Origin of the sequence: Streptomyces spinoverrucosus (assembly GCF_015712165.1) — a bacterium.
GTDB lineage: Bacteria > Actinomycetota > Actinomycetes > Streptomycetales > Streptomycetaceae > Streptomyces > Streptomyces spinoverrucosus_A.
Map to the genome: position 1 here is coordinate 436,664 of NZ_JADPZX010000001.1, position 14,680 is coordinate 451,343.

Sequence of the window (14,680 nt, forward strand, 5' to 3'; positions counted from 1 at the left end):
CCGGGTACCCGGGGCGGCCGGGTCGGCACGTGCGGGTCAGCCGTCCAGGGCGAGCTCGCTCCACACCTGTTTGCCGCCGCTGACCGGGACCGTTCCCCAGGCCGCCGACATGGCCTCGACGAGGAGGAGGCCGCGGCCGCCGGTGGCCTCCCAGCCGATGCGGGTCGGCTTGACGGGGCTGCGCGGGGAGGTGTCGGCGACGGCGACGCGCAGCCGGCTGTCGACGAGGGTGAGGTCGAGGCGGACCGGGCCGTCCGTGTGCACGAGGGCGTTGGTGACGAGTTCGGAGACGACCAGCAGGACGGCGTCCCTTTGCGTGGTCACGCCCCAGGCGCGCAGGGTGCGCCGGGTGAAGCGACGGGCGTGCCCGACAGCCTCGGGGACCCGCCACACGGTCCAGGTCTCGCGCCGGGGGCGTATCGCCATGCCGTCGTAGCGCATGAGGAGCAGCGCCACGTCGTCGCCGCGGTGCGCGTCGCCGAGCAGGCCGTCGGCGACCAGGCCCAGGTGGGCGGGGTCGGAGGCGGCGAGCCGGTCGGCGAAGCCGGCCATGCCCTCGTCGATGTCGGTGTCGGCGGTCTCGACCAGGCCGTCTGTGGTGAGGGCGAGCAGGGTGCCGGGCTGCAGCCGCAGCGGGCTCATCGGGAAGTCCGCCTGGACCAGCACGCCGAGCGGCGGGCCGCCCTCGGCCTCCGCGATGTGGGCGCTGCCGTCGGGGTGGCGCACCACCGGGGGCAGATGGCCGGCGCGGACGCACCAGGCGGAGCCCTCCTCCATGTCGACGTCGACGTAGACGCAGGTGGCGAAGAGGTCGGTCTCCATGTCGACGAGCAGCCGGTTGGCGTGCGAGACCACGACGTCGGGCGGGTGGCCCTCGACGGCGTAGGCGCGCAGGGCGGTGCGCATCTGGCCCATGAGGGTGGCGGCGCCCGCGCTGTGGCCCTGGACGTCGCCGATGACGAGGGCGACGTGGTTGTCGGGCAGCGGGATCACGTCGTACCAGTCGCCGCCGACCTCCAGCCCGGCCGTGGCGGGCAGGTAGCGGGCGACGGCGACCGCGCCGGGCAGCTTCGGCAGACGGCGCGGGAGGAGCTGGCGCTGGAGCATGCCGACGAGTTCGTGCTCGGCGTCGAAGGCGTGGGCGCGCATCAGGGCCTGTCCGGCGAGGCCGGCGGAGGCGGTGAGCAGGGCGCGTTCGTCGGGGCCGAAGTGGTGCGGGCGGTCCCAGCCGATCAGACAGGCGCCGGCCATCCGGCCCGCGGCGGGCAGCGGGAGGACGGCGAGACCGCCGGGGCCGACGTCGGCGAGCGCGGGTTCCAGGGCGGTGCCCGCGGGCCAGATCTGGGCGCGGCCCTCGCGCAGGGCGGCGGCGAGGGTGGGCATGGCGCGCACGGGCGCGTCGGGCCATTCGGTGCGCCACTCCAGGCGCCACAGCTCGGGCCAGGCCTCCGGTTCGGGCGGGTCGAGGACGGTGACGACGAGCCGGTCGTGCTCCAGTTCGGCCAGGGCGATCCGGTCGGCCTGCAGGGGTCGGCGCAGGGCGGCGACCACGGCCTGGCTGACGTCCCGGACGGTGCCGGCGTTGGACAGGGCGGCGGCCAGCCGCTGGATGCGGGCCACGTCCGTGACGTCGGAGCGCAGCGTCGAGGCGTCGTCGACCGTGCCCGCCAGCCGGGCCGGGACGCCCTCGCCGCCGGGCACCAGGCGGCCGCGCAGCCGGAGCCACTTGGGTGGTCCGGTGGGCTGGAGCACCCGGAACTCCAGTTCGCGTTCGCCGATCGTCATGTGGTCGGCCTCCACCACGGACATCAGCGACGGCAGGTCCTCCGGCACGGTCAGGCCGAGCAGCGTCTCGACCTTGCCGTCGAACGCGTCCCGGGTGAGGCCGAACAGCTCCAGGATGTCGTCGCCGACCTCCGCCCGGCCGGTGTCCATGGCCAGGCTGAACGCACCCGGCGCCAGCTCGCCGCCCTCGACGGGGGCGGCCGGGAAGGGAGCGGCGACCGCGTCGGCGATCAGCTCCAGGCACTTGCGGTCCTCGGTGTCGAAACCTTCCCGGCACTCGCTCACGGCGAGCAGACAGCTCCCGGCGCCGTCGCGGCGGGCGGGCAGCGCGGCCAGGAAGAAGTCCCGCGCAGGGGTACGGCGGGCCTCCGCGCGGTCGGCGAGTTCGCCCGGGCCGAGCCACACGGGGTGCCCGGCGTGGTGGGCGTCGGCCACCGGGGAGCTTCCGGCGAGCGGGTAGCCGTCGCGCAGGCCGTACAGGGTCCTGGGCACGCCGGCCGACTCGGCCAGGCACAGCAGCTCGCCGTCCTCGCTGGGCGTGTACACGGCGGCGAAGGTCGCTCGCGCGAAGACGAGCACCTGTTCGAGGACCCGGCGCCTGCGTTCGGGGGTGTCCGGGTCGGCCCTGAGCACCGAGAGGGCGTCCTCGGCACGCAGCACTCTCGCCCTGCGACCGGCAACGCCCTCACTGACCACGTCCGTATTACAGCGCTTATGACCGTCGCGCGCAGCCCCTGTGAACGCGGTATGGCCGCCGGACGGCGAGCGGGGCGGGTGGGCGCTCGAAACACACCGAACAGGTTTTTACGCATGCGTACCGCACGGGCGTCTCGTGACAGGCGTGACTGTCGGGGGCCCTCCGACGGCTGGAAGGCTCGTTGCGGTCACGGAGGGGGAGGGCATGGACAAGCGGTACGAGGTGTACGCGCTGGCGGACAGCCACTTCTACGACACGCCGGACCGGCTCGGAGGCGGCAGCGAGCCCCTGTTCGAGACGGCCCGCCGCCCGGCGCCGGAGGGCTGGTCGACGGCCCGCGTCGGCGACTGGCTGACGCTGACACCGCTCGGCCCGGACGGCACGCCCGCGGCCGGACCCGCGCAGGGCTGGAAGATCCACGCCTCCGCCACCCGCGCGGACGCGGACCGGATCGCGGCGATCGTGTGGGACTACTGCGTGCCCCGGCGTATCCCGTTCAAGTTCGTCCCGGCTCCCCACCTGCTGCACCTGCGCAACGCCAAGTACGCCCCGCGCGACGGCAGCGGCAAGTTCGTCACCGTCTATCCGGCCGACGACGAGCAGCTGCACGTCGTGCTGCGCGAGCTGGGCGAGCTGCTGAACGGCTTCGAGGGGCCGTACATCCTCACCGACCTGCGCTGGAACGACGGTCCGCTGTACGTCCGCTACGGCGCGTTCGCGCGCACGTTCGTCGTCGACGAGCGCGGTTCGCTGGTGCCGGCGGTGCGGGACGGCGAGGGGAAGCTGGTGCCGGACCGGCGGACGCCGTCCTTCCGGGTGCCCGGCTGGGTGACGCTGCCCGCCTTCCTCGAACCGCAGCTCACGGTCCGCAACACCACGACGGTCGGCGACCTGCCGTACCGGATCGAGAAGGCGCTGCACTTCTCCAACGGCGGCGGGGTCTACGTCGGCACCGACACGCGCGACGGGCGCCGGGTGGTGCTCAAGGAGGGCCGGCCGCACGCGGGGCTGGCCGCCGACGGGGCGGACGCGATCGCCCGTCTGGAGCGTGAGAAGGACGCGCTGGAGCGAGTGGCGGGCACCGGGGTGGTGCCCGAGGTGCGCGACTGGTTCACGCTCGGCGACCACCGGTTCCTGGTGATGGACTTCGTGGAGGGACGGCCCCTGAACTCCTTCTTCGCCGAGCGGCACCCGCTGCTCCGCGCCGACCCGGACCCGCGGGCCGTCGCCGACTACACGGCGTGGGCGCTGCGCATCCACCGGGCGGTCGAGCGGGCGGTCGAGGCGGTGCACGCGCGCGGGATCGTCTTCAATGACCTGCACGTCTTCAACATCATGGTGGCCCCGGACGAGGAGACCGTCCGTCTGATCGACTTCGAGGCCGCCGCGCCCGTCACCGACAACGGCCGCCAAGTCGTCGCCCACCCCGGCTTCTTCGCCCCGCCGGACCGCCGGGGCACGGACGTCGACCGCTATGCGCTGGCCTGTCTGCGCCTCGCCCTGTTCCTGCCCGTCACCACGCTGTTCGTGGTCGACCGGGGCAAGGCGGCGCATCTGGCGGACGTCGTCGCGGAGCAGTTCCCGGACCTGCCCAGGGCCTTCCTGGACGAGGCGGTCGCGGAGATCACCCGGGGCGCCGCCCGGCCCTCGCTTTCCACACCGCTGGTCCGGCCCGGGGACTGGCCGCACAGCCGTGACTCGATGGTCAAGGCGATCCTCGCCTCGGCCACCCCGGAACGCACCGACCGGCTCTTCCCCGGCGACATCACCCAGTTCTCCGACGGCGGCGGCCTCGGCCTCGCCCACGGCGCCGCCGGTGTGCTGTACGCGCTGGAGCGGACCGGCGCCGAACGGTACGAGGAGGGCGAGCGCTGGCTGCTGGCCCGCACCGACCCGCCGCCCGTCGGCACACCGCTCGGCCTGTACGACGGACTGGCGGGCGTCGCCCTGGTGCTGGACCGGCTCGGCCACCGGCAACGGGCCCTGGACCTGATCGACGTCGTCCTGCGTGAGCGCTGGCAGAAACTCGCCTCCGACCTGCACGGCGGACTGGCCGGACTGGGCCTGGTCCTCGGCCGGCTGGCGGGTACCACCGGCGAGGAGCGGCTGGCCGAGCGGGCCGAGGAGGCCGCCCGGATCCTTGTGGGACGGCTCGCCGAGCCGCTGCCCGAGACCCCGCGCCGACGGGCCGGACTGCTGCGCGGCATGACCGGCCCCGCCCTGTTCCTGCTGCGGCACTACGAGGACACCGGCGCGCGCGAGCTGCTGGACGCGGCCGGGACGGCACTGCGCCGGGACCTGGACTGCTGCGTCGTGCAGAAGGGCGGCTCGCTGGAGGTCGACGAGGGCTGGCGGACCATGCCGTACCTCGGCGACGGCAGCGTGGGCCTGGGCATGGTCCTCGACGACTACCTCGCCCACGCCGCCGACGACACCGGCGAGTTCGAGCGGGCCCGCGCCGGCATCCTCACCGCCGCCACCTCCCGCTTCTACGCGCAGCCCGGGCTGTTCCAGGGCCGCGCCGGAATGATCCTGCACCTCAGCCGCACCGCCACGCCGGGCGCCACCAAGGCACGCTTGGCCGAACAGGTCGCCGGGCTCGGCTGGTACGCGCTGGCGTACCAGGGCCAACTGGCCTTCCCCGGCCACCAGATGATGCGGCTGTCCATGGATCTCGCCACCGGAACGGCGGGCTGCCTGCTCGCGCTCGGCGCCGCCCTCGGCGACCCGGCCGCCGCGCACCTGCCGTTCCTGCCGCCGCCCGGCCGGAAGCCGTCATAAGGCCGGCGGCCCTCACAGACGCGGCTCCGCGCATCGGCGGAGTCGTGACACCACCCCGTCCCCATGGATGAAAGGACACGAAGATGGCACTGCTCGACCTGCAGGCGATGGACACCGAGGAGTACACCGGCGGCCAGAGCACCCTCAGCCTGCTCTCCTGTGTCAGCGCGGCGAGCATCACGCTCTGCCTCTGACCAGCGGCACCCGCACGGCTCCGGGCGGCCACTTCCCGCGAGGGAGGGGCCGCCCGGGGTCCGTCCGTGAGGCGGTACTCCCATGGCAGGACTGACGAGACAGGCGGATTCCGGCGTACGGGGGCTGATGCGTCCGGCCGGGCGGCACAGCGGGGCACGGTGCGTGGCGCTGTGCCTCGCCGGTACGGCCGCCACGGGGGCCGGGCTGCTGCTGCCCGCCGCGCTGGGCCGGGCCCTGGACACCTTGCTGGCGGACGGCTCCGCGACCGGCTGGGTGCTGTGCTGCGCCGGGCTGGTGCTGCTGATCGCCGTGCTGGACGCGGCCGAGACCGTGCTCGTCGGGACTGTCGACGCGCGGACCACGGCCTGGCTGCGGCGCCGGGTGAGCGGGCAGGTGCTGGCGCTGGGGCCGCGGGCCGTCACCCGGTTCGGGTCCGGTGAGCTGGTCGCGCGGGTCGTCGGCGACGCCGCGCAGGCCGGGACCGCGCCCGGCGCCCGCGCCACGCTGCTGGCCGCGTGCGCCGGGCCGCTCGGAGGCGTGGTGGCGCTCGCGCTGATCGACCCGTGGCCGGCGGTGGTGCTCCTCACCGGGGCGCCCGTACTGGCGCTTCTGCTGCGCGCCCTCGCCCGTGACACCGCCGAGTGCGCCGCCGACTACCAGCGGGTGCAGGGGCGGATCGCGTCCGCGCTCGCCGAGGCGGTCGCCGGTCACCGCACCGTCCGCGCGGCCGGTACGGCGGACCGGGAGACGGCGCGCATCCTGCGGCCCCTGCCCGAACTGGCCCGGGCGGGCCACCGCATGTGGCGGGTGCAGGGGCGGGCCGCCGGGCAGGCCGTCGCCGTGGCACCGCTGTTGCAGCTGGGCGTGGTCGCCGTCGCGGGCGTCCTGCTCGCCCGGCACCGGCTCTCGGTGGGTGAGATGCTCGCCGCCGCCCGGTACGCGGTCCTCGCGACCGGCGTCGGCGTCCTCGTCGGACAGCTGTCCGGTCTGGTCCGCGCCCGTGCGGCCGCCGCCCGGCTCGCGCAGGTGCAGGCCCAGCCCGCGCCCGCGTACGGAACCCGCCCGCTCCCGCCCGGCCCCGGCCGTCTCCAACTGCGTGGCGTCACCGCCCGCCTGGGCACCCGCACCGTCCTCGACGGCGTCGACCTCGACCTCCCCGGCGGCACCACCCTCGCCGTGGTCGGCCGGTCCGGCACCGGCAAGTCCCTGCTCGCCGCGCTCGCCGGACGCCTCGCCGACCCGGACTCGGGCGAGATCCTGCTCGACGGCGTCCCGCTGCGCGACCTCACCCGCACAGACCTGCGCCGCGCCGTCGCCCACGCCTTCGAACGCCCCGCTCTCCTCGGCACCACCGTGGTGGACACCCTCGCGCTCGGCCTCCCCTCCCCCGACCCCGACCGCATCCGCGAGGCCGCCCGCACCGCCCACGCCGACGACTTCGTCCGCCGCCTGCCGCAGGGCTACGCCACGCCCTGCGCCGAGGCACCCCTCTCCGGTGGCGAGGCCCAACGCCTGGGCCTCGCCCGCGCGTTCGCCCACGGCGGCCGCCTGCTGATCCTCGACGACGCCCTGTCCAGCCTCGACACGGTGACGGAACACCACATCACGCGGGCCCTCCTGGCCCGGGGCCGGACGACCCGCCTCATCGTGGCCCACCGAGCCACCACGGCCGCCCGCGCGGACGCGGTGGCGTGGCTGGACGGCGGCCGGGTGCGGGCGGTGGGGCGGCACGAGGAGTTGTGGAGGGACGCGGAGTACCGGGCGGTCTTCGGGGACGGAGGGCGGGCGTGAGCGACGGGCTTCACCGGCGGGGTCTGCGCTTCCTGGGGGCCCGCCGCCGGGTGCTGGTGCGGCTCGGCGGGTGGTCGGTGCTGGAGACGGCGCAGACCTTCCTCGTGGGGTACGCGCCGGCGCGGGCGCTCGACGCCGGGTTTCTGGCGGGGCGTACCGATGTCGGGCTGGCGTGGCTCGGGGTGGCCGCTGTGGGGGTCGTGGTCGGGGCGTACGGGACCGGCCGGGTGTACTGGGCGGTCGCCGACCTGGTCGAACCGCTTCGGGACCGGCTCGTCACGCGGGTGGTGGCGCGCGGGGTGCGGGAGGCGGACTCTGCGGCGCTGTCCCGGCTCACCCAGCAGGTGGAGATCGCCCGGGACACCTTCGCGGGCCTGGTGATGGTCTCGCGCTCGTTCGTGTTCACCACGGTCGGCGCCCTGATCGGCCTGTTCTCGCTCGCCCCGGCGCTGCTGCTGGTCGTCGTGCCGCCCCTGGTCGCCGGGCTCGGCCTGTTCCTCGCCTCGCTGCGGCCCCTGGCGCGCCGGCAGGAGGCCTTGCTCACCGCCGACGAGGCCCTCGCCGGGCACCTGGGCACCGTGTGCCCGGGCCTGCGGGACATCACGGCGGCCGGGGCGGAGGCCCGGATCGCCGCGGACGTCGGGGAGCGCGTCGACGCGGAGCTGCGGGCCGCCCGCTCGCTGGCCCGCTGGTCCGTGCTGCGCGTGGCGTCCCTCGCGGTCGGCGGACAGCTGCCGATCGTGCTGCTGCTGGCCGCGGCGCCCCTGCTCCGCACCCACGGCGTCAGCGCCGGCGCGCTGGTCGGTGCCGTCGCCTACGTCACCCAGTCCCTGCTCCCCGCGCTGCGCAACCTGGTGCACGGCCTGGGCACCAGCGGCTCCCGCCTCGCGGTCGTCCTCCGACGCCTCGCACCGCCGGAGCCCCCCATGAGCGCCACGGGCACACCAGCCCCACCCCGCCCGAGCGGCGACCCGAACGCCGCCCTCGCCTTCTCCTGCGTCACCTTCGCCTACGGCCCCACCAGCACCCCCGTCGTCGAAAACCTCGACCTCACCCTCCCCCCGGGCTCCCACCTGGCCGTCGTAGGCCCGAGCGGCATCGGCAAGTCGACCCTCACCGCCCTCGCCGCCGGGCTGCTCACCCCCCGGCACGGCACCGTCCACGTCTGCGGGCACCCCGTCCCCGGACCGGACGCCGCCGCGCGCCGCGTCCTGATCCCGCAGGAGGCCTACGTCCACACCGGCACCCTCGCCGAGAACCTGGGCCACCTCCGCCCCGACCCGGTCCCCGAGGAGGAGCTGCTCGCCGCGGCCGAGGCGGTCGGGCTGACGCCGCTGCTCGACGCCCTCGGCGGACCTCGGGCGCAGGTCGACCCGGCCGCGCTGTCGGCGGGCGAGCGCCAGCTGATCGCGCTGACCCGGGCCTACCTGTCGTACGCGCCGCTCGCCCTGCTGGACGAGGCGACCTGTCATCTGGACCCGGAGGCGGAGGAGCGCGCGGAGCGGGCGTTCGCGGCGCGGCCGGGCGGGACCCTCGTCGTGGTCGCCCACCGCATCAGCTCGGCCCGGCGCGCCGACCGCGTGCTGCTCATGGACGGCCCGCGCACCGCGTACGGCACCCATGACGAGCTGGTCCGGCGCTCACCGTCGTACCGCGCCCTGGTCGGTGGCCGGCCGCCGCGGTCACAGCCAGCCCTCGCCGCGCGAGATGCGGATCGCGTCGACGCGGTTGCGGGCCCCGGTCTTGCGGGTGATGGCCGCCATGTAGTTGCGCACCGTCCCGTGGGACAGGTGCAGGCTCCCCGCGATCTCCGCGACGGAGGCGCCCTCGGCGGCCAGGGCTAACACGCTCAGCTCGCGCCGGGTCAGCGGCATCTGGGCGGCCTTGACGAAACCGAACCCCAGCGAGTCGTCGACGAAACGTTCCCCCGCGGCGACCCGGCGGATCGCGCGGATCAGCCGCTCGGGCGAGCCCGCCTTGTCGACGTAGCCGAGCGCGCCCGCCTCGATCGCTCGTCTGAGCAGTCCGGGCCGGTTGCCGTCGGCGAGCACCAGCAGCCTGGGCCGCGTGCGCACCGGGCCCTCGGCGGTCAGCTCGCCGAGCGGCGGCATGCCGTCGTCGTCCACGCGGTCCAGGTCCACGGCGCAGACGTCCGGCCGCACGGACCGGACCCGGCCGGCGGCGCCGGACCAGGCGCTGTCGAAGACCCCCAGATCGGGTTCGCGGCGCAGCCAGTCCGCCAGGATGGATCGCATCAGACACGCGTCGTGCACCAGAAGTACCCGGATCACCGATGTCCCTTCCACTTGCCGTCCGCAGGTTCATGGTGTTGAGCGCGTGCCCCATTCTTGGCGGCCCGCGCCTCGTCGGGGCACGCAAAACCGGCCAACGGGGTGCGTGGGGGCGCGCGGACCGCGCCCGTGCTCCGTCCCGCGCATCGAGTCCTGTGGCATGGGCCGGGTCGGTCGGGGTACGCGGTTGCTTTGTCCAGTCGCCGCCGGTGCCCCCGTGAGTGGGGGCGCTCGCCGTGCGCGGCGGGCCGTGACGAGGGAGATTTGATCCCTGGGACTCGTCCCGCGGCGCTGCGAGGAGGTGGTCGGCGTGCCCGACAAGCAGGCGCCCGCGGAGCGCCGGGCCCCACCCGGCGGTTCCCTGATGTCGCTGGCGCTGGCCTCGATGATGGACGGCGTGCACGCGCACTCCGGCGCGGTGTACCTGCTGTCCGACGACGAGTCCGTACTGGAGATGGCGGTCATGGCCGGGCTGCCCCGGGCGTTCGCGGCGCCCTGGGAGCGGGTGGGGCTCGGCGCCCCCATCCCGATCGCCGAGGCCGCGCGCGAGCGGCGGCTGATCTGGGTGGGCGGCGAGGACGACATGGCGCGCCGCTACCCACGGGTCGCCGTGGTCCTGCCGTACCCCTTCGCGCTGGCCGCGCTGCCGGTGGCGACCGCGACCAAGGTGTACGGGGCGGTGTTCGTGACCTGGCCCGGCTCGCAGTCCCACGAGCTCTCCGACCGGGAGCGGGGGCAGCTGGCCTCGGCCTGCGACCGGCTCGCCGTGCGGCTCGAGCGGGCCGCCGAGGAGAGCCGCCCGGTGCTCCCGGAGGCCGATCCGCTCACCACGCTGGGGAGAGCGGCCGGCACGCTGGGCTCGGTCGAGGCGACGCGCATGGTGGCGCGGCTGCCGTACGGGCTGTGCTCGCTGGATCTGTACGGGCGGATCTCCTTCGCCAACCCGGCGGCGGCCGAGCTGATCGGCGTACCGACCAGTCGGCTGCTCGGCACCCATCTGTGGGCGGCGGTGCCGTGGCTGAACGACCCGGTGTACGAGGACCGGTACCGGGCGGCGCTGATCAGCCAGCACGTCACGTCGTTCGTGGCGCTGCGGCCGCCGGGCGAGTGGCTGTCGTTCCGGCTGTATCCGAGCGCCACGGGGCTGAGCGTCCGGGTGAGCAGGGCGCGGGCCGTGTCGGAGATGGGCCGGACCGCGCCCCCGCCCAGCGACGGTCCGTCCCGTCTGGTGACCATCACGCAGCTGTTGAGCCTCGCCGGTGCGCTCACCGAGGCGGTGAGCGTGCAGGACGTGGTGCAACTGGTCGCCGAGGAGATCGCGCCGGCCGTGGGCAGTCAGGCGCTGGTCGTGCTCGGCTCCCGGGCGGGGCGGCTGCATGTGCTGGGGCACCGCGGCTACCCGGACCCGCACCTCGTGGAGCGGTTCGACGGTACGCCGCTGAGCGCGCCGACGCCGGGCGCGCACGCGCTGAACAGCGGGGTGCCCGCGTTCTTCGAGTCCCAGGCGGAGCTGGAGCGGCTGTATCCGATCCGGCACGCCACCCCGGACGGCTTCGCGGCCTGGGCCTATGTGCCGCTGATCGCCTCGGGACGCCCGGTGGGCACCTGTGTGCTGGCCTACGCCGAGCCGCACGCCTTCCCCGCCGACGAGCGGGCCGTCCTGACCAGCCTCGGCGGGCTGATCGCCCTGGCGCTGGAGCGGGCCCTGCTGTACGACGCCAAGCACCAGCTGGCGCACGGGTTGCAGGCCGCTCTGCTGCCCCACTCGCTGCCGCCGCTGCCGGGCATCGACACTGCCGCCCGCTACCTGGCCGGGACCCGGGGCATGGACATCGGCGGCGACTTCTACGACGTGGTGCCCGTCGAGGGGCTGGCGGCCGCGGTGATCGGGGATGTGCAGGGGCACAACGTGACGGCGGCCGGGCTGATGGGGCAGATCCGTACCGCCGTGCGCGCGTACACGACGGTGGGGCAGTCGCCGGCCGAGGTGATGAGCAGGACCAACCGGCTGCTCTTCGACCTCGGGTCCGAACTGTTCGCCAGCTGTCTGTATCTGCGGCTCGACCCGGGACGCGGGCGGGCGGTGATGGCCCGGGCCGGGCATCCGCCGCCGCTGCTGAGGCGGCCGGACGGCCGGGTCCGCGTGCTGGACCTCGCGGGTGGGCCGCTGCTGGGGATCGACGGGGCGGCGACGTATCCGACGACCGAGGTGGACCTGACGCCGGGTTCGGTGCTCGTCCTCTACACCGACGGTCTCGTCGAGTCGCCCGGTGTCGACATCGAGGAGGCGCTCGTGGAGCTGGGGCGGCGGCTGGCGGTGGCCGGGGACCGGCCGCTGGACGAGCTGGCCGACGTGCTGGTGGGGCAGGAGGGGGGTGGGGAGGAGCGGATCGACGATGTGGCGCTGCTGCTGTTGCGGGCGACGGGGGCTGTGGGGGACGACTGAGCGGCTGAACAGGGCGGTCCGGCCCTCCCGCCGGAGGGCCGGACCGTCGCACTGCGGGTCGGTCGAGCCGCGGGTCAGTTGGTGCCGTTCAGCCCGGAGCCGTCCTCGATGCCGGACTGGTCGCCGACACCGGCTTCCTCACCGGCCTGCTCCCCGCCGACGGCTTCACCGCCGCCCGCCTGCTCGCCGGCACCGGCCTCTTCGCCCGCGCCTTCGCCGACGCCTTCGCCCGCACCGGCACCTTCGCCGGCACCATCGCCCGCACCGGCACCCTCACCGGCACCGCCGGCGTCGCCCGCGCCCAGCGTCGCACCGACCGCCGCCAGGGCCGTGGTGACCGGCTGGAAGAAGGTCTCGCCGCCGACCGTGCAGTCGCCGCTGCCGCCCGAGGTCAGGCCGATGGCGAGGCCGTCCTGGGTGAACATCGAGCCGCCGCTGTCGCCCGGTTCGGCGCAGACGTTGGTCTGGATGAGACCGGTGACCGTGCCCTCGGGGTAGTTGACGGTGGCGTCGAGCCCGGTGACCGTGCCGTCGGCGAGGCCGGTGGTGCTGCCCATCCGGAACACCTCCTGGCCGACGGCGGCTTCCGCGGCCTGGAGGATCGGGACGGTCTGCCCGCCGCCGACGTTGACGTCGCTCGGTGCCTCGGTCGCGGGGTCGTCGTACTTGACGAGCGCGAAGTCGCCCTCGCCCGGGAAGACGGCCTGGTCGACGGTGGCGATCGGGGCGCCGTTCTGCGCGTCGGACCACTCGGCCACCGCGACCCCGCAGTGACCGGCGGTCAGGAAGGCCGGGGAGCCGTCGCCCGCGGTGACGTTGAAGCCGAGGGAGCAGCGGGAGCCGCCGCCGAATATCGCGTCGCCGCCGGAGGCGAACGTCTTGAAGGTGCCGGCGGACTTCTGGATGGTCGCCATGCCGGAGCCGAGGCTCTGCACGGTCGACTCCAGCGTGTCCCACTTCTCGCCGGTGACCGTGCTGTCGGCGGTGACCCGGATCTTGTTCGTCCTGGGGTCGACGGCCCACGCGGTGCCCGGGATGGTGGCCTCGGTCTTCAGCGTCTGCGCGGCGGACTTGAGTTCGGCCGTGCTGTTCTCGACCTGGCGGACCGCCGCGCCCGCCTTCTTGGCCTGGACGACCAGCTGGTTGTTGTCGCCGACCACGTTGATGACGAGCTGCTGGTTGTCGGCGTCGTAGTAGGAGCCGGCGAAGGCGTCGCCGAGCAGCCCGGCGAGCTGCGAGGCGAGGTCCGAGGCGTCGCCCGCCTTCAGGGTCTTGGGTGCGGCGGCCGTGTCCTCGGCACCGTCCTGGGACGCGTTGGCGTTCGGCAGCAGGAGTGCCGCCGCTCCGAGCGCCGCCACGCTGCCCGCCGCGATCGCGGCCTTGCGCTTCGGAATTCGCTTGTGACTCAAGGGTTCTCGACCTCCTGGAGGACGGGGTCAGGGCCGCCGTCTCTCGGCAGCTGTTGGGGCGCCTGGATGGCCACTGGTACGCACGGGGCGTGCGGGACGTTCAATTCCGGTTCGCCGCGCGCCCGTACGTACGTCGAATCGGCCATGCTCCGGGCGCGCCGGCCGTGCGCCGGGAACAATCCCCCATATGACGATGACCACCGCCGAAGCCGACAAGATCCTCTCCGCCAACTTCGCCCCCTGGGTGCTGGAACTCGGACTGTCCGTCGAAGACTTGGGCGAGGACCGGGCCGTCCTGCGCCTGCCCTGGTCAGCGCGGCTGGCCCGGGAGGGTGGCGCGCTGTCCGGGCAGGCCCTGATGGCCGCCGCCGACACCGCCACCGTGATCGCCGTCTCGGCGGCGCGGGGCGCCTTCGTGCCGATGACGACGGTTCAGCAGTCGACGTCCTTCCAGCGCGCGGTGACGGACTCGGATGTCCTGATCCGGGCGGTGCTGACGAAGCTGGGCCGCCGGATGGCGTTCGCCGACATCTCCATGACGGCCGCACGGACGGGCGAACTCGCGGCCCACGCGAGCACCGTCTATGCACTCCTGGGCTGATACGGCCGGTAACCGATCAACAACGGTCTGTTCCGGACGGTGAGCGGAATCCTGGCTTCAGGGAATCTGCACATCGAATACTCAACCAAGTCACCGGCACCCGGGGTTCTGCACAATCGCGCGCCCCGGGTACGCCTTTGGGGCGGGAGTGCCGGATTCGCCGACCGGGCGGCAAGGGGTCGGTACGGGGCGATGCCGGGCGGCATGTGAAGAAGTCGCCGACAAGCCGTGCGCACACCTGCACGGATGGCGGCTACTGGGACTCAAGTGCCCTGGTGAGGCCACTGATTGATTGGAAGCCCACGGTCGCCGCGTGCTTTGATCCATCGCACCGCGGGGTCCGCCCAAAGCTCCTCGGCCAGGGGTGCCCGGCGCCCACCCGCGGTCGCGGCCGTCCATCTGTCCCCAGAGGGGGCCGCTCCCCCCTTGTGAAATTGCCATACGAAGGGAAGTTCCATCATGAACTCCACCCCCCAGGTTGAGACCGTCGAGATCTCCGACGCCGAGCTCGACAACGTCTCCGGCGGCCTCTCCGTGAACGCCGTGAACACCGTCGTCGGCGCGGTGGACGGTATCGCCCCGGTCTCCGGCCTGGTCGACACGGTCGTCGGCACCGTCGAGGGTGTCACCGGCCTGAACACCGCTCCGGTCACCAACCTGGTCGCCGGTCTCTGATCGCACACC

General features: G+C 74.5%; 9 protein-coding genes and 1 pseudogene. 7 read left to right on the forward strand and 3 right to left on the reverse strand.

Translation table 11 applies throughout. The features are described 5' to 3' along the window. Window positions 1-36: 36 nt before the first annotated feature. Window positions 37-2,481, reverse strand: a complete 2,445-nt coding sequence (locus tag I2W78_RS02065; protein ID WP_196456388.1) for a SpoIIE family protein phosphatase — start codon at window positions 2,479-2,481, stop codon at window positions 37-39. 205 nt (window positions 2,482-2,686) lie between these two features. Between I2W78_RS02065 and lanKC the strand changes: the two genes are divergently transcribed. The 4 genes from lanKC to I2W78_RS41325 all read left to right on the forward strand — a co-directional run bounded on the left by lanKC (window position 2,687) and on the right by I2W78_RS41325 (window position 9,093). Further along, window positions 2,687-5,263 (forward strand): class III lanthionine synthetase LanKC, encoded by a 2,577-nt coding sequence (lanKC, locus tag I2W78_RS02070; protein WP_196456390.1) that lies wholly within the window; start codon window positions 2,687-2,689, stop codon window positions 5,261-5,263. A gap of 83 nt (window positions 5,264-5,346) precedes the next feature. Then, window positions 5,347-5,457, forward strand: a complete 111-nt coding sequence (locus I2W78_RS02075; protein ID WP_196456392.1) for a SapB/AmfS family lanthipeptide — start codon at window positions 5,347-5,349, stop codon at window positions 5,455-5,457. An 82-nt stretch (window positions 5,458-5,539) separates the two neighbouring features. Further along, window positions 5,540-7,249 (forward strand): ABC transporter ATP-binding protein, encoded by a 1,710-nt coding sequence (locus tag I2W78_RS02080; RefSeq protein WP_196456394.1) that lies wholly within the window; start codon window positions 5,540-5,542, stop codon window positions 7,247-7,249. After that, window positions 7,246-9,093 (forward strand): ATP-binding cassette domain-containing protein, encoded by a 1,848-nt coding sequence (locus I2W78_RS41325; protein ID WP_307783580.1) that lies wholly within the window; start codon window positions 7,246-7,248, stop codon window positions 9,091-9,093. Before I2W78_RS02080 ends, I2W78_RS41325 begins: the two co-directional genes overlap by 4 nt. On the opposite strand, the pseudogene I2W78_RS02090 reads toward I2W78_RS41325, so the two are convergent. Then, window positions 9,016-9,504, reverse strand: a pseudogene (locus I2W78_RS02090) (LuxR C-terminal-related transcriptional regulator); the annotation flags it as partial. The gene I2W78_RS41325 and the pseudogene I2W78_RS02090 sit on opposite strands and share 78 nt — an antisense overlap. A 337-nt stretch (window positions 9,505-9,841) precedes the next feature. On the opposite strand from I2W78_RS02090, the gene I2W78_RS02095 reads away from it, so the two are divergent. Next, window positions 9,842-11,986, forward strand: coding sequence for a SpoIIE family protein phosphatase (locus I2W78_RS02095; RefSeq protein ID WP_374222630.1), 2,145 nt, complete (start codon window positions 9,842-9,844; stop codon window positions 11,984-11,986). A gap of 74 nt (window positions 11,987-12,060) precedes the next feature. On the opposite strand, the gene I2W78_RS02100 is transcribed toward I2W78_RS02095, so the two are convergent. Next, window positions 12,061-13,395, reverse strand: a complete 1,335-nt coding sequence (locus I2W78_RS02100) for a S1 family peptidase (RefSeq protein ID WP_196456396.1) — start codon at window positions 13,393-13,395, stop codon at window positions 12,061-12,063. A 187-nt stretch (window positions 13,396-13,582) separates the two neighbouring features. Here I2W78_RS02100 and I2W78_RS02105 point away from each other — a divergent pair, with 187 nt between their 5' ends. Further along, window positions 13,583-13,996 (forward strand): PaaI family thioesterase, encoded by a 414-nt coding sequence (locus I2W78_RS02105; protein WP_196456398.1) that lies wholly within the window; start codon window positions 13,583-13,585, stop codon window positions 13,994-13,996. A 459-nt stretch (window positions 13,997-14,455) separates the two neighbouring features. Continuing rightward, entirely contained in the window at window positions 14,456-14,671 is a 216-nt protein-coding gene (locus tag I2W78_RS02110) for a type A2 lantipeptide (protein ID WP_196456400.1), read from the forward strand. Window positions 14,672-14,680: the final 9 nt, after the last annotated feature.